Origin of the sequence: Paenibacillus sp. 2KB_20 (assembly GCF_052115765.1) — a bacterium.
GTDB lineage: Bacteria > Bacillota > Bacilli > Paenibacillales > Paenibacillaceae > Paenibacillus_AQ.
The window spans coordinates 189,660-216,362 of record NZ_JBFRHH010000005.1 but is presented as its reverse complement, the minus strand read 5'-3'; the positions used below and the strand labels follow the sequence as shown (position 1 = coordinate 216,362).

Genomic DNA, 26,703 nt, shown 5'->3' with positions numbered 1-26,703 from the left:
TAATGAAAGAAAGACATGTTTTTCTAGGAAATGGAGTATGCTGTACTGTGAAATATTCGAGCACGGAATAAGAAGGCTGTAGTCTAAAAGTTAGGGGTTCGTTATTCCTATTGGAAGATACCAAGTCATTAGGTAAAATATCCCTTGTTTACTATCTATAGAAGAGGGGCGAAATTCAATGAGATTGGTGCGGAAATCCTTATTGACCCTATGCAGCCTTTTGCTTGCAGTCTCGGTCCTGATTCCGCAAACAACGGTTCATGCAGCGGATCAGAAATGGATGAATCAAGTATGGAGCGAGTATCAATCGTATAACAAGAAGACCGTAAATGCATATAACACTTATCAGAAGCAAGCAGATAAGAAATATCAGCAATTTTATGATGAAAGTCATGCTTCCCTGGATCAGCTGGAGAGAACAGTGCTGGAGGATCAAAAGCAGTGGGATGAGAAGCTTCAAGCAGATCTAGATCAGCTGAAGCTGAAGTATGAAGGAAACCGCGACTTAAAGGATAAGCTGGCACAATATGAACGGTTTATCAATCCAAGTTATTTGAACAGTCCGATGTGGAAGTATGCGAATGCTGCAAACCGGCATTATTTGAATAGCATGCTCTGGAAGCTAAGCAAAGAAATGAACGAGGATTATTTGAACAGCTTGATGTGGACCTATAAGAAGACGATCGATCCGGATTATTTGAACAGCTCCGCGTGGAAATTTAACAAAACGGTCAGTGAGACTTATTTGAATAGTCCGATGTGGAAGCTACGGAACGGGTCAAGCACGTCGTATCTGAACAGTCCGATGTGGAAGTACAAGCACGGAAAAATCAGCAAGGCAACAGCCAAGAGCCAATACAGCAAGCTGTTTAAAGAGCAAACAACCGCGATATCCAAGAGCAACGCCGCAAGAAAATCCGAAATAGAGAAAATGGCAAGCGGCACGCAGAAGAAGATAGGCGAGCTTTACAAGGAAACCGTGATCACCCTTGAGACACGACGCGAGGAGGCACTGAAGAGCATCTCCGACCTGCGGATTGAAATCACCGGAGAAGGCTTGCAATGGGAAACGCTGCTTGTGGAGAGACCGTAATATTATTTTATTGTTAACAAGGGAAGAGCTGCCCTACTGGTCTGAACATGACCAGAGGGCAGCTTTTGTTTTTGTAAAAATGAAAACAAGAAAATGCAGGATATTCTTTGACTTTGATGTATATGGAAACCATCGAGGATTGCGGCTGATAGAGAAACCAATCCTCGATGGTTTGATCATAAGCAACAGTAACCTAGGGCTATCTTCATCTCCATGTGATGAGGGCATGTAAAGGGTGTCCGATTCCGGCCAGATGTCAGCAAACGAAAAGAAGTCCAGCACTCTACTATCGGTTACCCTAGATTGGTAGACATTCTGTTGGGATATGTCCATACCCTTAAGCAAAGATCGGGAAGGAGACTAAACATGAAAAAACAAGTTTTGTTCATCCTTAGTGCCGGCCCTCAAGGTATACACCAAGGCAGCTGTGCCTTAATCGCAGATCTAAAAGAACAGCTCGGGGAAGTTTGTCATGTCTCATCCCCGGCCATGCCGGATCCGGATTACGCGCTGTGGAAAGCGCAAATCGCCAATGAAATCAATGCATTGAATGGGGAGGTGCTGCTCGTAGGTCATTCCTTAGGCGGCTCCGTGCTACTGAAATATCTTTCGGAAGAAGACTGCCAGCTAACCATCTCGGGACTGTTCTTGATCGCAGCCCCCTACTGGGGCAATGACGATGAGTGGCAGAGTGAAGATTTTAGATTGCCTGATTCTTTCGCCAACATGCTGCCTCGCATATCAAGACTGTACCTGTACCACAGCCGCCAAGATCCCGTGGTGCCTTTCGCCCACGCTCAGCACTACGCGAAGCAACTCCTCCAAGCTGTCACCCGAGAATACGAGGGCGACGATCACTATTTCTGCGAGGGCTTGCCCGAGCTTGTAGATGATATCAAGCGCCTGTAATCCAAGGCATCAATCTTGGGAAGCCCCCCTGTATATGTTAATTACAGGGGGGCTTCCTCTCACTCCCCCCTCCCCCAAAAAAGGCGAGAGTAGCTGCGCCGCGGCTATCATTCGTCCCTTTTTATGGCTAATGTGAGATGTATCGAAACATGAGCTAACAACGGACTACTTAAGGTAGTGCTCCAGCGGAGAAGGCGGAATGATTCTGGAGAAGCGAAGCGGTCTCCTTTGCCCCCGGATTTCTACTTTGGCCCATTCATTCATAGAAATCTGGGGGCAACAGAGATCGGAAGAATCATCCGCATGCGGAGCGATGCAAAGAACTACCCGTTCCATTGCGATGCTATTGGAGCAAGAAGTGGCGCATATAAACCTCGCATCAAAAAAAGACGACATCAGCTTTTCACTAATGTCGTCCTCTTTTTTACTTGCTCGCTTTATATGCGCTCAAGTATTCCTTCACCTTCGCCGGATCGGCGACCAGCTCGTTGCCGGTTTTAACGATTGGGCTGACGGTGGAGTAAGCTTTAATTTTGTTGTTGTTGTAGTAAGTCAGGATTTCATCCTGGTTGATGGAGTAGAGCACCGCTCTTCTCAAATCATCGCTTGTTGCCACATCACGGTTTTTCGTGTTGAACAGCAAGTAGGATACGGCGTTACTTTCGATGGTTTGCAGCTTCAGCTTACTGTCGCCTTTAACCACATCGTATTTCGTTTCAGGCACGCCGTAGTACAGGTGAATTTCGCCGCTGCGCAGTGCGGAGAGCGTGCTGTCCGCATCTTTGATAAAGCGAACTTTCACTTGTTCGATTTTCGGTTCGTGCTCGGTACCCTTCATATAGCCAGGGTTTTTGTAGAAGGTCGCTTCATAGTCAGTTTTGGAAGACAGAATGTAAGGACCGCTGGCATACAGCGTGTTGTTGTATTTGTCGCCTTCGGTTACCGTGTTTTGGTCGCCGTAAGGGATGTCTTTGTTCACATCGAATTTCTCAACATCATATGTGTTGATGGATTCCACTTGTTTCTTCGATACGATACCGGCCGATTGGTGAGCCAGGTAGTTCAACACTTGCGGGAACGGCTCGGTGGTCGTCAATTTAATGACTTGGTATTTACCATCTTTCGTGCTTGCTTGATTCTTGTCGTCGACGAGGGAAGTGATCTTGGTATCCAAACCAGCTTCCAGTGCATCCTTGATGCTTTCGCTGCCACCGGACACTTTAGTGTTCTCCAGTGCGTTCAGATCGGTTACAGCTTCAACCGTGTTGATATGCTCGTGAAGCGTGTAGGTGCGATGATCAGGTACCGAATTTTTGTCTTTGGCTCTGTTCATGGAGAAGATGACATCGTCAGCGCCTACGCGCTCGCCGGAATCTTCAGCCTTTTTATTTGTGATTTTCGCAAAGTCAATATCGTCTCTAAGAATGAAGTAGTACTCCGAGTTGCCTTCGCCAATGGCATGGTTATAAGACAGCGATCCTTCGGATGTGATCTTGTCATCATCGGTCAGGTTGATCAGACGTACGTTCATGTTGGTGTTGATGATATTGATGGAACCATCGTTACCCTTGATTGGATCAAGAGAAGTCAGTTCAGAGATCGATTGGGACAGAATCAGCGGCTGCGTAGCACGCTTGGATTGGTCTTTGAAATCAACAGCTTCCCAAGGAAGGGAACGGGATTTCGAGAGACGGACGGAGTTTTCGTCCAGCACATCCTTGTTGAACGCTTGGCTCTTCAGGGAAATGTACAATGGCGCGATGTAAGCTTTGTCCGTAACGAGACGCTGTTCAAGCTGCTTGTAGGTTTCGGCAGCGTCCTCAGGCGTTTGTGTTGCCGCTTGGTCGATCAGCTTGTCCACTTCTTCGTCGGACATGATGCTGTAGTCGCCGCCCGTTTTGAACAAGGAACGTACAGCGTAGTCAGGGTTACCCGTAACGGTTGTCCAGCTGGACAGCGCGATGTCGTAATTTCCGGCATCTTGCTGTGCCTTGTAGCTGCCGTAATCCGGCTGCAGATTCAGCTTCACGTTGAAGCCGTTCTTTGTGAGCTGGTCGCGAATGATGTTGACATCGGATTCGTTAGAGCTCATGCCAAGCAGTTCAATATTTACAGCGGATGTATCTGTAGCTGTATCCGATGGTTCTTGCTGATTTTGCTGTGCATCATCTTTGGTTGTTACGTTGCATCCAGCCAGTACAATCACTAGCGAGAGGAACAGTAACAGCAAGGAACTCTTTTTCATTTGTGATACCCTCCTGAGTTGTATATATATAAAATATTTTTGAAACCATTAGTTAGTGTGCCATGGGCACTGAAGCACATTAATCCAGCTTAGGATCTAGGGCATCCCGCAGTCCGTCGCCAAGGAAGTTGAAGGACAGGACAAGCGCGATGATCGCGAGACCCGGATAAATGGCCAAGTAGGAATGTGTCTCAAGATACGTGCTTCCGATCTTAAGGATATTACCCCATTCCGGGATGTGCGGCTCAACGCCGAGACCCAGATAACTCAAGCTGCTCGTCGAGATGACGGCTGCACCAATGGTTAGCGTAGATTTGACAATCATGGGTGCAAGCGAGTTTGGAACAATATGCTTGAATATAATCGAAAAATTGCTCGAGCCGAAAGCTCTGGCCGCATCAACGTATTCAAAGGTAGAGGCCAGGAGCACATTCGCCCTCATGGTTCTCGCATATGTCGGGATAGCGCCTACGCTGAGTGCCAGGATGAGGTTGATGGTGTTGGCTCCGAATGCAGCAATGATCGCAATGGCGAGTAAGATACCCGGAATGGCGTACAGCACATCCAGCAAACGCATGATGATGTTATCGGTATGGCGGCCATAGTAGCCGGAGATGGCACCGAGAACACCGCCGATGACAACCGGGATCGCCGTAGAGGCAAATCCGACGATCAGCGAGATTCGGGCCCCGAACACAATTCGGGAGAACAAATCCCGGCCGAAGTTGTCCGTACCGAAGGGGTACACAAGGCTTGGCGGCTGCAGGATGGCACTGTAGTTGTTATCAATTGCGATGCTGTAATCGAAAGTAAACAGACTGCTTACCGACAGACAGAACAGGAAGATCACAAAGAACAGTCCGGACATGGCCGTGGAGTTAGCGGTAAGCTTCACCCACACGTCGCCCCAGCGAGTCATCGCCGGATTGCCGTTCTTGCGTATCTTCGCTAGCAGGTTGATGCCGAGCACCAGGGCAAAAATATTACCCGTCACTGCAGTCAGAATGACCGGAAAGGCAAGCCAGGCCATTTTGGGATGTGCATAATTCGTTGTTACATATCGGGCAACGAGTATAAGCGCGACCAGTTGAATGACTGCAATAATCAGAAGCGCGGCCATCGCCGGCAGGAATGTATTCGAGACGTAAGGCTTGAACAGATTCAGTGCCGATACCGCGATAACAAACAGCTGGGTTAACAGCATGTAGACGGCAATCGTATATTCAGGAGGCTTCTGTTTTTTAATCAGATTGAAACCGAACGTGACGGTAAACAGATTTCCTGTGACGATGCTCAGCAGCTGAATGTATCCCAGGATCCTCGTCGAGCGCCGGATTTCTCCCTGGCTTTGAAGGTCTCTTCGGATCAACAGCGTGATGATGATCTGAATGATGGTAAACAATGCATATACCGCAAAGGCGGTGAACACCCACGGTTTGATGGTTCCCCCAGTGAAATCAAAGCTGTTCAGAAGCAGGATCACCGTTAAGGTCAAAGAAATAACCCATGTGAAGCTGGCTTGACTGTACTCGTGTGAGGATTTCAGCTGGTGTTTGGTTTCTTGTTTAGAAAGAAGCTTCTTGATCATGAGTACACCTGCTTTAGTATTGTTTCATCTTGGACCTGATCCGTGGATCGAAGAACGCGTACAAGATATCAATGATGACGTTCACCAGCGATATGGTAATGGCGGTGTATACCACGCCGCCCATAATGGCCGGGATGTCAGGGATGAATTGTTTATCGACGATGTAGCTGCCGATACCGCTGATGTTGAACACCTTCTCTGTAACGGCAGAGCCGCCAAGCATCCCGCCGAACTGAAGTCCAATGACGGTAATGATCGGAATGATGGCGTTGCGGACAGCATGCTTCATCAGGATGGTGCCCTTGCTGAGCCCCTTCGCTCTGGCTGTGATCATGTAATCTTCATTAATAACCTCCAGGGTAGAGGAGCGCGTCATTCTCGCTACCGAAGCAGTAAGTCCTGTGCCGAGCACAATCACTGGCATGATCATGGACAACCAATTCTCCGGATTAAAGGTGGCGGGCAGCCAATGCAGCTTGATCGAGAAATTCAGGATGAAGATCAGTCCCTGCCAGAAGTTCGGAATGGACAGCCCGAGCAGAGCCACGAACATAAAGGTATAGTCAAAGAATGAATTCGGTCTCGTAGCCGAGATAATCCCGATTGGCAATGCGATCGCAATCGCAATGACCAGGGAAATGACCGTGAGCGTCAGTGTGATCGGGAACTTTCTGGCGATGCTTGAGGTGATCTCTTCGTTGCCAGAGAAGGATTTGCCAAGATCAAAATAGGCGATTCCTTTAATATTGTTCCACAGCTGCGCCAGGTACCCTTGGTCTAGACCGTGCATTTTGTTAAAAGCCGCGATCTGTTCCGGCGTTGCCGTCTCGCCCAGGATGTTGGCTGCAGGGTTGAACGGCGACAAGTGGAGAATCGTAAAGACGAGCACGGCTACCCCAAAGATAACGAAGACCGTCATCACGAGTCTCTCCATAATATATTTCAGGTAAGGATTGCTGTACAAAAAAATAAGGATGTACATCAGCAAGCCTGGAATAAGTGATATAATGAAGAACAACGGATTCTCGATGAGAGAACCAAACGTATCCGCCATGGTCAACCGTTTCCGGTTGTTCAGCTTCAGTTCCTTGGCAGTCCGTTCCTTAAGGACTTCCTGGAACCTTGCTTCTACGATCTTGTCGACTTCCTGCCGGAGCTGACCCTCATTGACTTTTTGCTTGAAAAAGTCGTGTTTGCGTTTCTGCTGCTCCATAATCTCGGAGCGAAGGGCCTCCAGATATCCGGCAGCCAGCATCTCGCTGCGTATGCGGTTCTCCGCCGCTGTGTAGTCATCCTTCTTTCTCTGAACCAAATAAAATAGGAAGACCACGAGATTCACGGGCGCTCCCAATAATAATAGTAAGTATCTATAAGAAGGATTCAGAAGGATCTTACTGTATGTGCTGCTTATCAAACCTATGAGTCTGTTTGGTCTTGCTGCTTCTGTCCCCCCCATAAGCTGCCTTTCCTCCTTGTTTCAAATTGCATTATTCCGAGTGATATAGTATATTTTATTTTAGCCTATTTTAAAAGTCAATAGATTATAAGAGTTGTAGATGATATTCCTTTAATGACATAAACGCATAATGGCAGGTGAGCAGAGTTGGAACCGATATTGCAGGTTAAAAATTTGAGTGTAGCCTTTCAATCCCGTGATTCAGAATTTCACGCGGTGCGTGGGGTCAGCTTTGAAGTGAAGAAAGGGGAAACGCTCGGGATCGTTGGGGAATCCGGGAGCGGCAAAAGCGTCACCGCACGCTCGATCATGCGGCTGCTGCCGTCCCCGCCCTCTTATATGAAGGATGGGGAGATCCTGTTCCTTGGCCAGAACCTGGCGGAGAAAACCGAGAAAGAGATGGAGAGCATCCGCGGACGCGATATCGGGATGATCTTTCAGGACCCGATGACCTCGCTTAATCCGACTATCCGAATCGGGGAACAAATATCGGAGAGCCTGGTTAAACACCAGAAGCTGTCCAAGCAGGAAGCGAAGAAGCAGGCGCTTGAGATGCTGAAGCTGGTCGGCATACCGAACAGCGAAGCGCGCTATAATCAATACCCGCACGAGTTCTCGGGCGGCATGCGGCAGCGGGTCATGATCGCCATCGCGCTGGCGTGCAGACCTGCGCTGCTGATCGCGGATGAACCTACAACGGCGCTTGACGTAACGATTCAGGCTCAGATCCTTAATCTGATGAAAAATATGCAGGAGCGCTTCGGTTCTTCCATTATATTGATCACGCATGATCTCGGCGTTGTTGCGGGCATGTGCGACCGCGTGGCGGTGATGAAGGACGGCATGATCGTGGAGACGGGCACGACGAAGGAAATCTTCGAGAATCCTCAGCATCCTTATACCTTAAAGCTGTTAAACGCGCTTCCGCGTCTGGATGAGAAGAAGAAAGTTAAGCCGGCTCCGATCATCGTGCCAAGCACGGATTACAAGGGACCTCTGTTAGAGGTTAAATCCTTGAAGCAGTATTTTGATATGGGTAAAGGAAATGTGCTTAAAGCGGTGAATGATATCAGCTTTCATATTCAGGCTGGGGAAACACTTGGAGTCGTCGGGGAATCCGGCAGCGGAAAATCGACGACGGGACGAGCCATCCTTCGCCTTCACCAGCCAACAGGCGGAGAAGTGCTGTATCAGGGAATGTCTGTGAATCGTCTTTCTCCTTCGGAAATGAAGGCCATGCGGCGCCATATGCAGATGATTTTCCAGGATCCGTATGCTTCGCTCAACCCGAGATTGAAGGTGGTGGACATTATCGGCGAAGCGCTGGATGTTCACAAATTGACTGGCAGTAAACAGGAGCGGAAGAAACGGGTCGAGGAGCTGCTGGATATGGTCGGATTGGATCCGGCCTATGCCACGCGTTATCCGCATGAGTTCTCCGGCGGTCAACGCCAGCGGATCGGGATTGCCCGGGCGCTTGCAGTGGAGCCGAAATTCATCGTGTGCGATGAGCCGCTCTCCGCGCTCGACGTGTCGATTCAATCGCAGATCGTGAAGCTGCTGGAGGAACTGCAGCATCGTCTGGGCTTGACCTATCTGTTTATTGCGCATGACCTGTCGATGGTGAAGCATATCAGCGACCGCGTTGCTGTTATGTATATGGGCAAAATCGTAGAGCTGGCTGAAAGTGAAGAGCTGTACTCCAATCCGCAGCATGATTATACGAAGTCCTTACTCGCGGCGATTCCGGTACCCGATCCGAAGATCGAATCCAAGAAGAAACGGGTACTGCTGGAAGAACGCACCGGAGAGGACAAGTATAATCTCGAGCATTCGGAGCTTGTGGAAGTATCGGAAGGCCACTGGGTGGCCATGCCAACCGGAGCCTAACGAACAATAATAGAACCTGTCCCGACCAGAGTCGGGGCAGGTTTTTTGTTGAATAAGGAGTATGAAGTTCAGAAGTTTACCGCCTTGATCTCGCAAAAAAACTTTCGCTAATAACTTCCGCTAGAAACGGTCTGTCTTCTGTGAAAGTACGCCCGATCAACTTTGTTCCCATTCAACGGGACATGCCAAAAAATTCGCTCATAAATCGACGATTTGCGTGGTACATAAAAAAGGAATTGAGCCCTGAACGGCAAATATTTAAATGTTAGGAAGCGTTCTCACGAGAAATGAGCCTACGAATTTCCAATTGTACGTACATTAGCAACATACCGATAAGGAGGAAGTGGAATGAATCGTTTGCAGCAAGGGGATGTCGTATTATTTCAAGGGGACAGTATTACGGATTGCGGTCGTGACCGGAACTTTTCCGGCAGCTTGGGTAACGGCTACCCGCTATTGATCGACTCGTTGTTCGGCATGAAATTTCCTGAGTTAAACGTAACCTTTTTGAATAGAGGGATCAGTGGAAACCGGGTCGTTGACTTGAATGACAGATGGCAGGAGGATTGCCTGGACCTGAAACCGGACTGGGTATCCATTTATATCGGAATCAATGACACTTGGCGCCGATATGATAGCGGTGACCCGACAAGCACCGAGGATTACAAAGCTGGCTACCGTCGATTGATCGAACGCACCAAAGGGGCGCTGGACGCCAAGTTGATTCTGGTTGAACCGTTCGTGCTGCCGCATCCGGAGGATCGCAGAGTTTGGCGCGAGGATCTGGATCCGAAAATCACGGCGGTTCGCGAATTGGCGGTAGAATACGGGGCGCTTCTAGTGCCGCTGGACGGATTGTTCGCTGCGGCGTCGGTGCGCCGCGAAGCTGCTTTCTGGGCGCCGGACGGCGTGCATCCGTCGCCGGCCGGACACGGCCTGATCGCGAAGGCTTGGCTTGAAACGATGGGCGTTCGTTTGGATTAATTCATTTATCAGCGAAAAGCGGAATGCAAGATGAACGATAAGCTTGATGCGCTGATCGATCAAGATGAGAAAAGAGCTCGGGCGTGAATCACAGCCTTTCGAGCTCTTTTTTAATCATGCATTAAAGCGAGAAAATAAAGGTTGACGCCTTCTGTTAAATCCTATAGGATTACTTGTATTAATATTCATCCTTTTAACGGAAAACAGGGGGAGAGAGAACATGAAAGGCAGTAAACATGTAAGGAAATTAACGACGCTGGTGCTCGCGTTTATGATTGTCTTAACCGGTTGTGCCGAATCGGGCAGCGGTGGCGGTAACGGAGCCGGGAATCTGGCGGACAAGGTCGAGAACCTGCCGGCAGGCATCGCGGAGAAGGATCCTGTGAAATTGATGGTCGTCCGGAAAATCGGGGGCGATGATCATACGGCGCAATTTTTGGCAGGCGCGAAGCAGGAAGGCGAGGCACTCGGGTTTAAGGTAGATACCTTCTCGGCGAACGGGGATTCCGCCAAATTCCATGATGCGATCGCCCAGGCCATTGACAGCGATTACGATGGATTTATCATCTCGCACGGAGACGATCCTGCATCGGTTCAAGACGTGAAGAAGATTACGGATAAAGGGATTCCTGTCGTCACCTTTGACTCGGAGATCGGCGACATTGCAGGGGTAACCCAGACATCGCAGGATGACGAGCAGCTGGCGAAGCTGGCACTGGACAAGCTGGTCGAAGAGCAAGGGCCGGAAGCCAACATTGTCTATCTCTGGGTAGACGGATTCCCGCCGATGGTGCGTCGTAATGCCGTATACCAGGAAACGCTGAAGAACAACCCGGGCATCAAGGAATTGGAGCGTTTCGGTGTAGCGAGTAACCAGACTTCACTGGAAACGCAAAATGCAGTATCCGCCATCCTGACGAAATATCCGAAGGGTGAGCTCGATGCGATCTTCGCTACCTGGGATGCCTTCGCCATCGGTGCAGCCAGAGCGCTAGAGGAAGCGGGACGCACCGAGGTTAAGATTTACGGCATCGACGTATCCAATGCAGATTTGGAGCTGATTCAGAAGCAAGACAGCCCATGGGTGGCAACGGCTGCCGTGGATCCGAAAACGATCGGCGCGATCAACGTCCGTTTGCTTGCTAAAAAGATTGCCGGCGAGGAAACGCCTGCTACGGTCAATCTGGAGCCTGTATTGATCGAGCGCTCAGGCCTTGCCGGTGCAACCGAAGCGGTCAACATGGTCAACCTGGCGGATATTATCCCTAGCTGGGGAACAAGCACCGAATTCGAAGAGGACTGGATGAAGGCGTTGAAAGAAGCAGGCGGCAAATAAACAGCACGATTCATACAGGCGCTCTTGTCGGTCATCGATAAGGGCGCCCTATCCTATTTGAAGGGAAGAATGCACTTGCGAAGCGTTATGGAGCCAACAACTGCCACATCGACCGACGTGTCGGGTGCGGCACCCTTACTTCAAATGAAGCATATCTCGATCTCCTTTCCGGGTGTTAAGGCGTTGACCGATGTTGATTTTCAGACGACGGCGGGAACGGCCCATGCGTTGATCGGCGCGAATGGCGCAGGGAAATCTACATTAATGAAGATTCTATCGGGAGCTTACAACCATTACGAGGGCGAGATTTGGATCAATGGGAGCAAGGTGCACATTCGTTCCCCGAAGGAAGCGAAGGACCTGGGCATTCAGATCGTCTATCAAGAGGTGGATACGGCGCTCATCCCGAACCTGACGGTCGGGGAGAACATTATGCTCGACCGGACGGTTCACGATATGGGCAAACGGCACTTGATCCACTGGAAAGAACTCCATCAGGAAGCCGAATCGATTCTTGCACGGATGAATATTCGGGTCCCCGGCAAGAAGCTGATTTCGGAACTGACGCTGGCGGAGAAGCAGATGGTGCTGATCGCAAGAGCCGTCTCCAAGCAGTGCCGGATTCTGGTGCTGGACGAGCCGACCGCGCCGCTCAGCCACAGCGAGACGGATCAGCTGTTCAAGCTGGTGCGCAAGCTGAAGCAGGATGAGGTCGGCATTATTTTCATATCGCACCGGCTGCCGGAGCTGTATGAAATTTGCGATGATATTACGATCATGCGGGATGGTCAACTGGTGAAGAGTGACCGCATTGCGAATATCGATCAGCCGAAAGTGGTGGAGTACATGCTGGGCTCCAAGATGGAGCAGCAGTTTCCCCACGTCGAGCGGGACATCGGCTCCACCTGGTTCGAGGTGAAGAAGATGTTTGACCCGGGCAAAATCAACGGCGTTGACCTGCACATCCGCAAAGGGGAGATCGTCGGTCTGGCCGGTCTGGTCGGGGCCGGGAAAACCGAGCTGTGCCGGGCAATATTCGGAGCATCCGACACATCGACCGGCGAGATCACGCTGAACGGGAAAAAGCTGCGCATCCGCTCGCCTCATGATGCTGTTTCGCAGGGCATTGCGCTGGTCCCCGAGGAGCGCCGCCGCGAAGGTGTCTTCGTGGAAGAAGCGGTGTCCGTCAATTTAACGGCTGCGGTGCTGTCCCGTTATTCCAGATGGGGCTCCTGGCTTAGCTTCGGCAAGGAAAAGCAGGCGGCGAGGGAGATTATTCAGTCGCTCGGCATTAAGACCCCAAATGAGCGGGCCAGAGTGAGAAACCTGTCCGGGGGCAACCAGCAGAAGGTGGCGATCGGCAAATGGCTGCTGGTCGACGCGGACGTGTATATTTTTGATGAGCCGACCAAAGGGGTTGACGTTGGCGCGAAGCGGGACATTTTTCATCTGGTGGCCGAGCTGGCCAAGCGGGGGAAATGCGTGCTGTACGCCTCAAGCGAGCTGTCCGAAATCGTTGGCATCACGGATCGGATATATGTGATGTATGACGGCGGCATCACGAAGGAGCTAACGACGCAGTCATCCAACGAAGAGGAACTATTGCTTTATTGCACAGGAGGCGGGTTGACATGAATACAGCAAGACCTGTTAAGGAGAAGCCGGCGGCTAGTTTCGCTTTTGATTTTCTTTATAAATACGGTACGTTGATTACGGTATTTGTACTTATTCTCGTATTCGGGACCGTCGCCGACAACTTTTTGAATACAAGCAACATTATTAACATACTCCGTTCGATCTCGATCGTGACGATCATTGCCGTGGGACTGACCGTATCGCTGGCCGTTGGCGGCTTTGACCTGTCTGTCGGCTCGACGGCTTCTCTTGCGAACGCGCTGGTCATTTCCATGTTCGTCTGGCACGGGCAAAATATCGGCATTGGCATTGGGCTTACGCTGCTGTTCTGTCTGGTCGTGGGATTGATCAACGCCTTCCTGGTCATCAATTTCAAAATTGATGATATGCTGATGACGTTGGCCACGATGTTTATCTTTCAAGGCGTTGCGCTCACGTATACCCGCGGCGCTACCATTTCCCAGAATATGATCCTGCCGAGCGGAGATTTTGCCACCGGTAAAATTCCGGCGGTGTTTGAGAAGATTGGGCAAGTGCCATGGATCATTATCATTATGGTTCTCGTCGTCCTCGTCGTCCATCTGTTCCTGACCTATACCAAACACGGACGGTATATGTATATGATCGGAGGCAACCGTGAAGCAGCGGCTTTATCGGGGATTCCGGTGAGCAAATACCGTTTGCTTGCTTATCTGGTTTCTGCATTGTTTGCCGCCATCGGCGGCATTATCCTCGGGGCTCGCGTCATGACGGCCGAAGTCAACTCCGGCGGACCTTATCTGATGGATGCCGTCGCCGCGACTTTCATCGGATACTCCGTATTCGGAGCCGGCAAGCCAAATGCGCTCGGGACCTTTGTCGGCGCCGTGTTGATCGGTATATTGCAAAATGGCCTGATCATGCTGTCCGTGCCGTATTATGCGATGGATATCGTGAAGGGCGCCGTGCTGGCGTTGGCGCTTGCTTTAACCTACTATAAGAAGCGGCATTGATCGCTTAAGCTGCGCTTTCTGTAACCGAACTTTGTTCCATTCATACTTATCGAGACCATCCCTCCAGTGTCCCAACTTCGGAGTGGGTGGTCTTTTTTCATGACTAGCAGCATTTAGACAACCTATGGGATAAGCAAAATTTCAAGCCTTATTCTACGGGCGAATTCGGCGGATTATCCATGATTTGGTTATTTAGTTGACGGACCCAACTTGTATTCATTATCCTTGATAGAAGACTGAATAAATTGTACATACATTTGCCTCGTATAAAGAGAAAGGGGACTCATCATGAAAAAAACAACCTTCATACAACCGGATCCCATGACTTGGCTGGACACATTTCACTTTGAAATTCCGATAAAGATAAGGTATTGCGAAACGGATATGCTGGGTCATGTCAATAATGTCAGTTATTTCATGTATTTTGAGCAGGGACGCATTGAGTACTTCGAGAACCTGGGATTGACCGAGGATCTGTTCAGCGACAAAAAGGTGTCGGTGGTTGCGGATCTGGAATGCCAGTATCTTGCTCAAATGTATCTGAAGGACCCGCTTAAGCTTCATGTCCGGGTGGCTGAGATCGGGCGTTCCTCCATGGACGTCCAATATGCGATCGTGGTGGATGGCACCTTAAAAGCGGCCGGTCGCGGAACCATTGTCCTCATCGATACCGCGTCAGGCAAGAGCACGCCGATTCCGGATTCGGCACGCGAGCGAATTTCTACGTTTGAAGGATGGATGTAACGAAAAGCGAAAGATCAATCATAATCAGATAAGAAGGGAAGGGATTAGGGATGAACATCCGTTTTGCCGTTATCGGCACAAACTGGATTACCGAGCGGTTTCTCCAAGCCGCTCTGGAGACGGAAGAATTTATTCTTACTGCCGTATACTCTCGTACAGAAGAGAAGGGAAAGGCTTTCGCGGCCAAGTACGCGGATCCCAAAGTGTACACGGATCTTGCGACGATGCTGCAGGATGACGAGATTGATGCGGTGTACATTGCGAGCCCGAATTCCTATCACGTCGATCAGGCGATATTATGCATGAACCACGGAAAGCATGTTCTCTGCGAGAAGCCGATGGCTTCTAACGCAGTCGAAGTGTCCGCCATGATTGAAGCTGCGAAGAATAACAACGTTCTGCTAATGGAAGCCCTGAAGTCGACGTTGATGCCGAATTTCAAGACCGTCAGGGACAACCTGTACAAGCTGGGTCCGATTCGGCGTTATTTTGCAAGCTATTGCCAATACTCCTCCCGTTATGATGCGTACAAGCAGGGGACGGTACTCAATGCTTTTAATCCCGAATATTCCAACGGTTCACTCATGGATCTGGGGATTTATTGCCTGTACCCGATGGTCACCCTGTTCGGTAAACCGGGCTCCGTCAAAGCTTCGGGTTATATGCTATCCTCCGGGGTTGATGGCGAGGGCAGCCTGTTGTTGTCCTATCCCGACATGGATGCCGTTATCATGCACTCCAAGATCAGCGATTCCTATGCCCCTGCCGAAATTCAGGGCGAGAACGGCACGATGATTATCGACAAGATCAATCAACCTTACGATGTGAAGATCCATTACAGAGACGGCACCATTGAGAACGTTACCCAACTGCAGACCCATGAATCGATGTATTATGAAGCTCGGGAATTTATCGATTTAATCCAATGCGGCGAAAGGGAAAGTGCAATCAATACCCATGCCAACTCACTCATTACGGCTGAAATTATGGAGGAAGCCAGATGTCAGGTCGGACTGCGGTATCCGGCCGATTCCCGCACCGATATATGATATTTGTCATACTCCCGAAATGACGTTTATGACTACGACACGCGTGACATTCTATCTATAATTAAGTTAGACAAGTGCGTGATACATGTATAACGTCCTTGCGCCATTTCGAGGAGGAAGACAACTATGGCTAAACCCGATAACAAACTATCCAGCTTAAAGAAGAACGTTGCCCCTTATGAGGAAATTGACACAAAGGCGAGTATTGGTCAGCTTTTCAATACACTGGTTCCCTTGATATTGCTATGGTATGCAGCTTATTTAAGCCTATCCGTATCGTACTGGCTTACCATTCCCATAGCGGTTATTGCATCGGGGTTTGTTGTCCGGACGTTTATCATATTCCATGACTGCTGTCACGGATCTTTCTTCAAAAGCCGCAAGGCGAACAAAATTCTCGGCACGATTACAGGCGTAATTACATTGTGCCCTTACGAGCAATGGAAGAACACGCACGCGATTCATCACGCGACGAGCAGCAATCTCGATAAGCGTGGAATCGGCGATATGTGGGTATTAACCGTTGAAGAGTATGGAGCGGCTTCTTTTTGGCAGCGTTTATACTACCGGGTATACCGCAATCCGATCGTGATGTTTGGACTGGGTCCTATCGCCATTTTTCTGGTATCTTATCGTTTCAACCGCAAAGGCGCGAGACGCAAGGAGAAGATCAGTAACTATATAACGAATATTTCGATTGTTGCGCTGTATGCATTACTGTGCTGGGCGATTGGATGGCAGGCATTTCTGCTCGTTCAAGCTCCTATCTTTATGGTATCGGGGATGCTTGGCATTTGGTTGTTCTATGTACAGCATCAATTCGAAGAAACGTATTACGAGCATGATGAAGAGTGGAGTTATATCAATGCAGCCGTAGAAGGCAGCTCTTATTACAAACTTCCGAAGGTTCTGCAATGGATTACGGGTAACATCGGCTTCCATCACGTTCACCATCTTAGCCCGAAGGTTCCTAATTATAACCTGGAGAAGGCTCATGAAGCCGCTCCTCCGCTGCAAAAGGCAACAACGATTACGCTCAAGACCAGTCTGAAGTCGATTCGTTTCCGTCTGTGGGATGAAGACAAAAAGGTGTTCGTCACGTTTAAGGATGCAAAGAAGTCGCTCCGTAAACCGCAGGAATCGGTATTGGCGAAAGCCGAGAAGAGCCTGGCGAGCAGTAGACCTAGAGTGCAGGGCGAGTAATTCCTTGCGGCTGCGAGGTTATAATAGGAATAGGAATGAATAAGAATCCGGGTACGTTTTGCAGAAATGAGGACTAAGCTCGAACCGACAGAAGGTGGGACTCCATGCAGAAATGGTATCAGATATTTCATAAAAGTACGGGGCTGAGCCCTTATGTATGGGTCGTCTTCTACATCCTTCCGTTCTATTTCATCTTCCGGTCGACCTCTACCTATCAGGTCGTCAGCGGCACGCTGATGATTGTGATGTTCTTCGCCTTCTATGTGCTCTCATTTCTGGCCAAAGGCTGGCTCGTCTACTTCTGGACGAGTCTGCAAATTCTGATATCAATTACGATGTCATTGGTATTCGGGTATATCTATTTCTCGTTGTTCCTCGCATTTTTCATCGGGAACATCAAGAATAAGGCCGGGTTTATCACGCTGTATTCGATCCATCTGGTCACGACCATCATTACAGTCAATTATGGATTGTTAACGCGGAATCCGTTCTTTATCACACAGCTTCCATTTATGCTTGTCAGTGTTGTCGGGGTGATTCTGCTGCCCGTGACGAACTATAACCGGAATAAGAATGATCAGCTGCAGGGTCAGCTGGAGGATGCCAACAAACGGATTTCGGAACTGGTGAAGCTGGAGGAACGTCAGCGCATTGCCCGTGATTTGCATGATACGCTGGGACAGAAGCTGTCTCTTATTGGCCTCAAAAGTGATTTGGCTGGTAAATTGATGACGCAAGATACGGAAAGAGCCCGGGCCGAGATCAACGATGTGCGCCAGACGGCCAGAACGGCACTCAAGGAAGTGCGCGAGATGGTGACAAGGATGCGGGGGACCCGGCTCACGGATGAAATTTTCCGCATCCAGCAAATTCTAAAGGCGGCACAAATTGAATTAACCTTTGAGGGAACGTTGGAGCCGGAAAATCTGTCGTTAATGAATGAAAATGTGATCAGCATGTGCCTGAAAGAGGCCGTGAATAATATCGTAAAACATAGCAATGCCACGGCCTGCTCCATTGTGATCGAATCCACGGAAACGGATCTAGTTGCGAAGGTGAAGGACAATGGAACAGGGTTCGTGACTGATGCGAGAAACCGCGGAAATGGACTCCGTGGAATGAGAGAGCGGCTTGAATTCGTAAACGGAAGCATGGAGTTCACTTCCGGCGAGGGAACTACGCTGATCCTTCGTGTACCTAATGTGCTTAGAATGCCGGATAAGGAGGCGGGAATATGATCCGAATTGTCATTGCCGAAGATCAGCGGTTGCTGCTTGGAGCCCTGGCCTCACTGCTTGATCTGGAAGAGGATATGCAGGTGGTCGGGACGGCAGGTAATGGGAAGGATGCCGTACAGCTTGTCAAACTTCATAAACCGGATATCTGTATTATGGATATTGAGATGCCGATGATGAACGGACTTGAGGCTGCCGAAGAGCTAAAAGGCTATGGTTGTAAGGTGATGATCTTGACGACCTTTGCTCGGCCGGGGTATTTCGAGCGTGCCGTGAAGGCTGGCGCCAACGCCTACCTCCTCAAGGACAGCCCGAGCGAGGAACTGGCTGCATCCATTCGAAGCATTATGGCAGGCAGACGAATATACGCCTCGGAGCTTGTGGATGAAGCGTATTCCGGTGAAGAGAATCCGCTGACGGAGCGGGAAAAGGAAGTGCTGGGCCTGATTGCGGACGGTAAGAATACGAAGGAAATTGCCAATCAGCTGTTCATTACAACGGGTACTGTACGGAATTATATTTCCGTTATTCTTGATAAGCTCGGCGTCAGCAACCGGATCGAAGCGATCACGCGTTTTAAAGAAAAAGGTTGGTTTAAATAATTAAATAAATATAGCCGGAAGCCCCGTGGTTGCAGCCACCGGGCTTCTTTTTCGTGTGGATAAAGAGCAAGGGATAGCCCGGAAAATCCATTTTGATTCGCGATATATGTATTTTTTTACCTGATGTATTATTCGTTTTTATACATAAATATTCATTATCTTTTGTGTGGTAAAGTATTTGGATATAATTTATATTTTTTGGAAACCATAAAATCACTAATAAAATTAAGCCTGTGCTTTATGTAAATAATGTAGTATCTATTGGGCTATCAAGCAAGAATATTGCTGTTGCTTTGTAAATGTATACATTTTTATGTATAATAGGAATGATTGCCCGAAGTCAAATTTGAGGAGGAGGAGGTCTTCTATGGACCATATGATGTTTGAGGTTGGAACTGCTCTGATTCTGGTTGCTATAGCCTCCATAATTGCAGGAAAGCTCAAGTTCTCGATTATACCGTTCTTGATTGTACTCGGGATGCTTGTAGGTCCGCATGCACCAACGATAGGAATTCTTGACTTTAAATTTATCGAGAGCCAGGGAATCATCGATTTTCTGGGGCAAATCGGTATTCTATTCCTGCTCTTTTACCTTGGCCTTGAATTCTCTGTTCAAAAATTAATCAAATCCGGACGAAACATAGTGGTAGGCGGAACCATATATGTCATCCTAAACTTTGCACTGGGCCTGGCTTACGGATTTGTGATCAACATGCCGCTATATGAGACGTTAATCATTGCAGGAATGTTGTCCGTTTCTTCAACTGCAATTGTGGCGAAAGTGCTGGTGGATCTGCGGCGCACCGGTAATGCGGAGACGGAGCTTATTCTCGGCATGATTTTGTTCGATGATATATTCCTTGCCGTGTTCTTATCGATTATGTCGGGACTGCTGTTAGGCGGGGCTACATCGGTAGGGGCAACGATTATCTCCGTAGGTATATCCATAGGTTACATGCTGTTGTTCTTTGTTATTGCGAGAAAAGGTCCACCTATACTTAACAAATTGCTGAATATTACATCCAGCGAAATTTTCATTATCGTTGTTTTCTCGTCAATGTTCTTTATTGCTGGATTTTCAGAGACGCTGCACGTAGCTGAAGCGATTGGCGCGCTGTTGTTCGGACTAGCCTTATCCGAGACAGATCATAGCGAACGGATCGAGCAGTTGGTTATTCCTTTCCGTGATTTCTTTGGAGCGATCTTCTTCTTCAGCTTCGGTCTCGGTATCGACCCGACCACGCTGGGGAATGCGTTATGGCTGGCACTCGGTGCCGTGGGACTGACTATTATTGGCAACCTTGTAGCAGGCATGATCGCGGGACGCAAGGCAGGATTATCGCATAAGTCGTCGCTTAACATCGGATTGACTATTATGGCGCGCGGGGAGTTCACGATCATCGTTGCGAATTTGGGACTCGCTGGCGGACTGTCCGCCGTGCTGAAACCGTTCTCGGCGCTATATGTTCTGATTCTAGCGATCCTTGGGCCTCTTCTAGCCAAGGAGTCAAAACGTGTCTACCGTGGCGTGAATAAAATATTCAAATGGAGCGAACCTGTGGAGAAAGTAAAAAAAAGGAAAGTATGAGGATGCTGGGATGATTTACTTTCTTCCAACTAATCTATATAATCTAGAGATTGAATTAACCCCAGAACGGAGGATTTTCACATGAGTATTATTCGAGAATCTGATCTGCCGGGTATCGGGAAGAAATTCCTTATTCAGGCGAGATCAGGGGATAAGCTGGTTATTGTGATTCATGACGATGGCCGTAGAGAACTGTACCATTTTGAAGATGACGATCCTGAGGAGACCATCTCCCAGATTACATTAGAGGATGATGAGGCTAGACAAATTGCCGGCATCATCGGCGGCATGACGTATAAGCCGAAAGCGCTGGAGACAATCGAGGTGACACTTGAAGACCTGATCATCGAATGGGCACGCATCGAGCCGCATTATAAATGCGTGGATAAGACCATTGCTGAGCTTGGAGTTCGCCAAAGAACAGGTGCAAATGTACTGGCGATCGTAAAGCGGAACGAACAGAAAATCAATCCGGGACCGGACGACATCCTGACAGCGGGATCGACGCTGGTTCTTGCGGGCGAGCGTAAGCAGATCAAGCAGCTGAAAGAACTGCTGGTCAACGGCTAATAGCGCTCCTTGGTTGATACGATGATAAACCATACCGAAAGCAAGCTCCTCTTTTGTGGGGGGCTTGCTTTTTTATGCGATGGGCAACCTATTCATCCAAGGGATAATATACGAATCTGTTTTGCATAAAAAAAGCGCCAAGGGTCCTTGTGCGCTTTTTCTGTTTAACAGCGGGATGCTGCGGGTTATGGATTTTCAGAGGGGCCGGTTATTTCCGGGCCACTATCATAAACCGTGCGGAATTCGTCCGAATCCCACGATCTGTGCGATGGTCTCTGATGAACTGCTGCAGGATGCGAAAATCCGACTCGATCTGTCCAAACCGGGGGATGATGGGCGTGTGCTTGAGCAGAAAGATAAGATCCTCTTCACGCTCATAGTACTCAACCGCATCGTATTCGGCATATTGGATATTGCCGAACCCGGCAAGCCGAAGTTCCTTCATATATTGATCCTTTAAGGCACCGTCTTCACGGGAGGATTGTCCTCTGCCAAAGGCTTGAGTCAAATTTGCTTTATCACATTCGCGAACCTGCTGCGTCAAAAACACGCCATCCTCTTCTAGTACTCTTGCCACCTCTGATGCACGGAAAGGGGAGTGTTTGCATGAGATCAAATTGAAAAACGCCAACGGGAATTGAAGCGCCTCTGCATCCATCTGCATCAAGCGTACATTGGAAGCCGATACGTTCCGTTTATTCCGCCGGGCTGTCTCTATCATCGCATGTGAAAGATCGATTCCAACCAGCAAGGCTGCTTTGTCGACGATGGAGAACAAGCTTTCTCCGCCGCCCGTGCCGATATCGAGCACAACGTCGGATGGTTTGCAACATTTGCCGACCTGATCGTAAAAATCCCACTTCACACCTTCCGAGATACATCTGACCTGGCTGAAGTCCCAGCCGTTTAAGGCTCCTACAATATCATAAAACTGCTTGTATTCCTGTGAATTCATTTATATTGTCCACCTTCCATATGAGATAAAATGGGATGCTGTAAACCGATTGACCCTCATTCGATCGAAGCCAAAAGCCGGCAGACTTCTTGGTTATAGAGCAGGAGAACTTGTCCATAGGAACGGACGACTCCCTTTCTGTCCGGCAGCTGATTTATGTTATATAGCAAAATGCAGCTCATATGGCTACGAGTTATAATTTTGGCATGGCCCGGTCCTCTGTGAACCCGAGCCTAGCTACTTCGAATGATACGGATCAAGTGCAACATCCCATTCACCCCCATTCTGAAAAGTTTATTTTTTGAGATAAGAAAGATATACATCTGAGGCTTAGCATCCTTATCTCGCAAGAAAAACTTCCGCTATATGCGGTCTGTCTACTGAGAAAGTACGTCAATAGACGTTTTTCTTATTGTATGTCCAAGGATTCTTCGTAATCAAGGAGAATTTTATTAGGAGGAAGGACCATAATCTTAAGCAAATGATAAGAATTTGGAAGTATGGCGTTAAGAAATGTCTACTATACTTGATGAATCCGTTTCCGAAGGAACGGGAATAATCGGATTTTAAAGATGAGAGGGTACTGCCATGAACAAAATAAACGTTTTACCAAGGGAACGTCTTCCCGAGCTGCAATTGGTACGCGCACTTGCGATCCTCGGCGTGCTGTCCGTGCACTCCACTTCGTATGCTGTATCTGCGATGACAGACTCCAAATACTTTTTTATGTACAATTTCATGAACATCTTCATGAAATACGGAACACCAACATTTATATTTTTGAGCAGTCTGGTACTCTTTTATAATTACTATGACCGTCCTACGACGAAAAAGCTGATCGGTGGATTTTACAAGAAAAGACTGTTGTATATTATCATTCCATATACGCTGTTCTCTGTGTTCTATTTCGCGCTGCTGCACTATTTATATTATCAGGGCAGACCGTTTGGCGAGACGATGGAGAGCTTTGTTGAAAAGTTGTTGACGGGCAAAGCGTATACGCATCTATATTTCGTATTTATTAGCATTCAGTTTTATGTGCTGTTTCCGCTTGTGTTGTGGCTGTTCAAGAAGGTGCCCCAGCTTGCGAAATGGGCGATACCGATTGGACTGGTGATCCAGTGGACGTTTATACTAATGAATAAGTACTATTGGCAGGTACCGAATAAAGGGAGCTGGGCATTGTCCTACATTGCCTATTTCATGCTGGGAGCATTTATCGGCATCTATTACCCGAAACTGAAGGCCTGGCTTGTCATTAGCCGCGCGAACGCACGACCACACCGCATCGCCGCCTGGGTGGTGCTATGGATCGCATGGGCAGCTGCTGGTCTCGGCCATGTGTACATTTATTACAACAACCGTCTTCACGGAACCGGATATAATTCAACGCTGTATGAGCTATTGTGGAATATGCATACTTATTTTGGGGCGCTTGTTCTGCTCCAGTTTGCCATTCTGTTCTATCGGGCAGGGGTGCGCGGATGGACACCAGCGCTGGAGAGACTGGGGGCCGTATCCTTCGGGATATATCTCATTCATCCATTCTTTCTGCTCGTCTACCGGGAGTTTCCGCTAACCACGGGGAGCTCGATGCTGACCCATCTGTGGTATGCAGGAGGTTTTGCGGCAGCGCTAGGCTGTTCATGGATCGTTGTGGAATTGACGGTTCGATATATACCGGGCTCATGGGTGATATTCGGTAATATTCCGAAGGCGAAGAAATCGGTTAAGCCAGTCGATTCGCCGTCTGTGCCGCTTTCCGGTTCGTAGTCGGTTTCATCGCAAACCAGGACGCATCCGAAGACGAGGGCATGGCTATGGAGAAGAAACATCAATTACCGCACCACGCGGTCTGACATCCATGAAGAAAGACGACGTACAGATGTTGTGCTGACGGCCGCATTCGGAACAAGGAGGAGCCATGTCTGGAGTTACGATATTAATGGTTGATGATGAAACCGAAATTTTGAAATTGATGGAGATTTACGTCAGAAATGAGGGCTACACGCTGCTCACCGCATCTCACGGCCTGGAAGCGCTGGAGATTCTAAGAACCCATAAAGTGGATTTAATCATCCTTGATGTCATGATGCCGCAGATGGATGGCATTGAGGCATGTATGAAAATTCGGGAGGAGAACAACACGCCGATCATCATGCTGTCCGCCAAGAGTCAGGAGATTGACAAGATCGCCGGGCTCAGCATCGGCGCGGATGATTATGTGACCAAGCCGTTCAGCCCGCTGGAATTGATCGCAAGAATCAAATCACAGCTCCGCCGATACAAACAGCTGAACAGTAAATCGGTGAGGGATGAGAACGAAATCCAGATCGATGAGCTGATTATGAATGTCGCTTCCCACCGAGTAACGGTGGCAGGCGTTGAGATTAAGCTGACGCCGCGCGAATTTGCCCTGCTGCATATGCTGGCCATCAATCGCGGACTCGTGCTTAGCATGGACAAGATTTATACCGAGGTGTGGAACGAACCGTTCATGGAATCGAAAAATACGGTCATGGTACATATTCGCAAGCTGCGCGAGAAGATCGAGAAGGATCCGCAGCAGCCGGAATATATTAAGACGGTGTGGGGGATTGGTTACAAAATAGAGTAAACTTAAGCAGAGGTGACTAACTTGAAAGTAATGAAGCTTCATAGCATCCGTCTGAAGATGCTGCTTATGCTGTTTAGCAGCATCGGCATCACGGCAGCCCTGCTTATCATACTCTATGCGTTAAGTACGCTAATACTCTCGATTCCGGCAATCAAGCCGCCGCTCGTCTGGATCATTAACCATATTGGCTCGGATCCGGTTATGCTGGTTACGGGCATCATTCTCTTTTTTGCCAGCTATTATATGAGCACGAAGTGGTTTGTCCTTGATCTGCAGAAAATACAGACCGGTCTTCAGGACATCACGGCGGGACGATTCGATTCCAGAATCGAGCTTAAATCCCAAGATGAATTAGGCGTCGTCGCTTCCAGCATAAACCGCATGACCGAACAGCTGAACGTTTATCTGGAGGAAATCAGGAATGGGCTTCGCGAGATTGCCAAGGGGAATTTCGACACCGACATTCCGGTGCAGTCAGGCAGCCAGCTGGGTGAGGTGGCGGAGAGCATCAACCAAATGAGCAGGCAGCTTCACCAATCCATTCTGGAGGAGCGTAACGCGGAGAAAACAAAGAATGATCTGATTACGGGCGTTTCCCATGACTTGCGGACGCCGCTTACATCGATACTGGGATTTCTGGAAGTTATTGAGGAAGACCGGTACCAGGATGAAGTGGAGCTGCGATATTACGTGAATATCGCTTATGAGAAAGCGCAAAATCTAAAGAAGCTTATTGATGATTTGTTCGAATACACACGGATTAATAACGGGCTTCCGCTGGATATCCAGAAGATCGATATGGCTCAGTTCATTAGACAGCTGATCGAGGAATTCGTTCCTGCCCTGGAGAAATCCGGGATGGAATGCAAGCTTGCGGCAGAGGAAGACCTCATTATTCAGGCAGATGGCGCCCAGCTTGTCCGAGCTTACGAGAATTTGATAACCAATGCGATCCGTTACGGAGATTTGGGCAAAAAGATCGACATCGCCGTCCGCAGCGATGGCAATCAGGTGAGCATTAGCTTCACCAACTACGGAGATCCGATTCCTGAGCGTGATTTGCCGTTCATCTTTGATCGCTTCTACCGTGTGGAGACCTCACGTTCGAAGCAGACAGGGGGTACCGGCTTGGGATTGGCCATTACGAAGAGCATTGTGGAGATCCAAGGCGGTGAAATCCGGGTACGGAGCGACCAGCAGAGGACAACCTTTGAAACGCGGTTTCCTAAAGTCGTATAACGGGGCTTTAACTTGACTGTATGTACTACATCTTTTTTTACACATTAAAACACAACCAAGTACCGCGCCGGTACTGGGTTTGTTGTATACTGGAAAGAAAGAAATTTTTCTGGGGATTAAACCCACTAATATCGAGGCCATAATTGAAACTGCAAAGTTACTCTGTCTCATAGGTATCATTGTTCTCCCGAATCACTTCCATAAACTCCAGGACAATCGTTGATATGGCATCCTCTTGAGGCATATAGATATATTGACTGATTCTCAAAATATCGTCTTTGTATAAATCAATGAGTTGCAGAATGGCTTGATCATCATTCTGCTTTGCAGCTTGCAGCAAAGTCATGAATTCGCGATCTGAGATAACTTTTGGATCATTTTTCTTTTCCATCGGTTCACCGCCTGTTGAGAGATATGGAGCTGCTTGGCTACTTCCGCTTCAGTGAGGTCTTCTATGAAGAGTTTATATATAATGGTTCTCCCTTGCGGGGGCAATGAATCCAGTAATTGACCAATCCAAATGCGGTCATCGGATCTTGCATGAAATGAGCCAGTCTGCACGGTACTAAAATCAGGGTACGGCGTTTCTCGTTTTCTAAGTTTTTTAGCCTGATATTGTATTCTCCAACCAATTCGATAAATTTCTGTTTTATAGCGTTCGTATGCTGTTATATGCTTCTTCATAACGCATCCCTCCTATGCCTGTCTATAATCGTATTCATCATTTAGGGAAAAAAGAGAAGTTAAAGAACTACAAAACAAGAACGTTTGTT

Annotated in this window: 23 protein-coding genes; 17 read left to right on the top strand and 6 right to left on the bottom strand. The window is 48.6% G+C overall.

Annotation, left to right across the window (positions count from 1 at the left end):
• The first annotated feature begins 178 nt into the window (after positions 1-178).
• Together AB4124_RS15560 and AB4124_RS15555 are read left to right on the top strand one after the other, a co-directional pair.
• The gene (locus AB4124_RS15560; protein WP_441973409.1) at positions 179-1,093 is read left to right on the top strand and encodes a hypothetical protein; all 915 of its coding nucleotides are present in this window, start codon (positions 179-181) and stop codon (positions 1,091-1,093) included.
• A gap of 366 nt (positions 1,094-1,459) precedes the next feature.
• Positions 1,460-2,002, top strand: a complete 543-nt coding sequence (locus AB4124_RS15555) for an RBBP9/YdeN family alpha/beta hydrolase (protein WP_441973408.1) — start codon at positions 1,460-1,462, stop codon at positions 2,000-2,002.
• Between the two features lie 424 nt (positions 2,003-2,426).
• Here AB4124_RS15555 and AB4124_RS15550 read toward each other — a convergent pair whose 3' ends face one another.
• From AB4124_RS15550 to AB4124_RS15540, 3 genes are all read right to left on the bottom strand, one after another.
• A complete protein-coding gene (locus tag AB4124_RS15550; protein WP_441973407.1) occupies positions 2,427-4,247 on the bottom strand; it encodes an ABC transporter substrate-binding protein in 1,821 nt (606 codons plus the stop codon).
• 79 nt (positions 4,248-4,326) lie between these two features.
• Positions 4,327-5,835, bottom strand: coding sequence for an ABC transporter permease (locus AB4124_RS15545; RefSeq protein ID WP_339271063.1), 1,509 nt, complete (start codon positions 5,833-5,835; stop codon positions 4,327-4,329).
• A gap of 13 nt (positions 5,836-5,848) precedes the next feature.
• Positions 5,849-7,291 (bottom strand): ABC transporter permease, encoded by a 1,443-nt coding sequence (locus AB4124_RS15540; protein WP_441973406.1) that lies wholly within the window; start codon positions 7,289-7,291, stop codon positions 5,849-5,851.
• Between the two features lie 147 nt (positions 7,292-7,438).
• Between AB4124_RS15540 and AB4124_RS15535 the strand changes: the two genes are divergently transcribed.
• The 12 genes from AB4124_RS15535 to AB4124_RS15480 all read left to right on the top strand — a co-directional run bounded on the left by AB4124_RS15535 (position 7,439) and on the right by AB4124_RS15480 (position 21,119).
• Positions 7,439-9,181: an ABC transporter ATP-binding protein gene (locus AB4124_RS15535; protein ID WP_441973405.1), complete on the top strand. Its 1,743-nt coding sequence runs from the start codon at positions 7,439-7,441 to the stop codon at positions 9,179-9,181.
• Positions 9,182-9,529: 348 nt separating this feature from the next.
• Positions 9,530-10,165 (top strand): SGNH/GDSL hydrolase family protein, encoded by a 636-nt coding sequence (locus AB4124_RS15530; protein ID WP_076322878.1) that lies wholly within the window; start codon positions 9,530-9,532, stop codon positions 10,163-10,165.
• 220 nt (positions 10,166-10,385) lie between these two features.
• Positions 10,386-11,501 carry a sugar ABC transporter substrate-binding protein gene (locus tag AB4124_RS15525; protein WP_441973404.1) on the top strand — a complete coding sequence of 372 codons (1,116 nt, stop codon included), beginning with the start codon at positions 10,386-10,388 and terminating at the stop codon, positions 11,499-11,501.
• Positions 11,502-11,645: 144 nt separating this feature from the next.
• The gene (locus AB4124_RS15520; protein WP_441973567.1) at positions 11,646-13,136 is read left to right on the top strand and encodes a sugar ABC transporter ATP-binding protein; all 1,491 of its coding nucleotides are present in this window, start codon (positions 11,646-11,648) and stop codon (positions 13,134-13,136) included.
• Positions 13,133-14,128, top strand: coding sequence for an ABC transporter permease (locus AB4124_RS15515; RefSeq protein WP_441973403.1), 996 nt, complete (start codon positions 13,133-13,135; stop codon positions 14,126-14,128). The genes AB4124_RS15520 and AB4124_RS15515 overlap by 4 nt, the downstream gene beginning before the upstream one ends.
• Positions 14,129-14,416: 288 nt before the next feature.
• Positions 14,417-14,872, top strand: a complete 456-nt coding sequence (locus AB4124_RS15510; protein ID WP_076322881.1) for an acyl-CoA thioesterase — start codon at positions 14,417-14,419, stop codon at positions 14,870-14,872.
• Positions 14,873-14,922: 50 nt separating this feature from the next.
• Positions 14,923-15,921: a Gfo/Idh/MocA family protein gene (locus tag AB4124_RS15505; RefSeq protein WP_441973402.1), complete on the top strand. Its 999-nt coding sequence runs from the start codon at positions 14,923-14,925 to the stop codon at positions 15,919-15,921.
• Between the two features lie 126 nt (positions 15,922-16,047).
• The gene (locus tag AB4124_RS15500; RefSeq protein ID WP_076322883.1) at positions 16,048-17,124 is read left to right on the top strand and encodes a fatty acid desaturase; all 1,077 of its coding nucleotides are present in this window, start codon (positions 16,048-16,050) and stop codon (positions 17,122-17,124) included.
• A gap of 104 nt (positions 17,125-17,228) precedes the next feature.
• Positions 17,229-18,362 carry a sensor histidine kinase gene (locus AB4124_RS15495; protein WP_441973401.1) on the top strand — a complete coding sequence of 378 codons (1,134 nt, stop codon included), beginning with the start codon at positions 17,229-17,231 and terminating at the stop codon, positions 18,360-18,362.
• Positions 18,359-18,961: a response regulator transcription factor gene (locus tag AB4124_RS15490; RefSeq protein WP_098742323.1), complete on the top strand. Its 603-nt coding sequence runs from the start codon at positions 18,359-18,361 to the stop codon at positions 18,959-18,961. Before AB4124_RS15495 ends, AB4124_RS15490 begins: the two co-directional genes overlap by 4 nt.
• 367 nt (positions 18,962-19,328) lie before the next feature.
• On the top strand, positions 19,329-20,549 hold the full coding sequence (locus AB4124_RS15485; RefSeq protein ID WP_213645875.1) for a cation:proton antiporter: 1,221 nt from the start codon (positions 19,329-19,331) through the stop codon (positions 20,547-20,549).
• 81 nt (positions 20,550-20,630) lie between these two features.
• On the top strand, positions 20,631-21,119 hold the full coding sequence (locus AB4124_RS15480) for a cation:proton antiporter regulatory subunit (protein WP_076322887.1): 489 nt from the start codon (positions 20,631-20,633) through the stop codon (positions 21,117-21,119).
• A gap of 208 nt (positions 21,120-21,327) precedes the next feature.
• Here the strand turns inward: AB4124_RS15480 and AB4124_RS15475 are convergent, their stop codons facing one another.
• Positions 21,328-22,074 carry a class I SAM-dependent methyltransferase gene (locus AB4124_RS15475; protein WP_441973400.1) on the bottom strand — a complete coding sequence of 249 codons (747 nt, stop codon included), beginning with the start codon at positions 22,072-22,074 and terminating at the stop codon, positions 21,328-21,330.
• 588 nt (positions 22,075-22,662) lie between these two features.
• Here AB4124_RS15475 and AB4124_RS15470 point away from each other — a divergent pair.
• The 3 genes from AB4124_RS15470 to AB4124_RS15460 all read left to right on the top strand — a co-directional run bounded on the left by AB4124_RS15470 (position 22,663) and on the right by AB4124_RS15460 (position 25,930).
• On the top strand, positions 22,663-23,847 hold the full coding sequence (locus AB4124_RS15470; protein WP_441973399.1) for an acyltransferase: 1,185 nt from the start codon (positions 22,663-22,665) through the stop codon (positions 23,845-23,847).
• 151 nt (positions 23,848-23,998) lie between these two features.
• Positions 23,999-24,691: a response regulator transcription factor gene (locus AB4124_RS15465; RefSeq protein ID WP_441973398.1), complete on the top strand. Its 693-nt coding sequence runs from the start codon at positions 23,999-24,001 to the stop codon at positions 24,689-24,691.
• Between the two features lie 21 nt (positions 24,692-24,712).
• Positions 24,713-25,930, top strand: a complete 1,218-nt coding sequence (locus AB4124_RS15460) for a sensor histidine kinase (RefSeq protein WP_441973397.1) — start codon at positions 24,713-24,715, stop codon at positions 25,928-25,930.
• Between the two features lie 157 nt (positions 25,931-26,087).
• On the opposite strand, the gene AB4124_RS15455 is transcribed toward AB4124_RS15460, so the two are convergent.
• Both AB4124_RS15455 and AB4124_RS15450 read right to left on the bottom strand, forming a co-directional pair.
• Complete coding sequence (locus AB4124_RS15455) at positions 26,088-26,276, bottom strand: hypothetical protein (protein WP_083659672.1); 189 nt, start codon at positions 26,274-26,276, stop codon at positions 26,088-26,090.
• Entirely contained in the window at positions 26,273-26,614 is a 342-nt protein-coding gene (locus tag AB4124_RS15450; RefSeq protein ID WP_076322893.1) for a sigma-70 family RNA polymerase sigma factor, read from the bottom strand. Before AB4124_RS15450 ends, AB4124_RS15455 begins: the two co-directional genes overlap by 4 nt.
• Between the last annotated feature and the right edge of the window lie 89 nt (positions 26,615-26,703).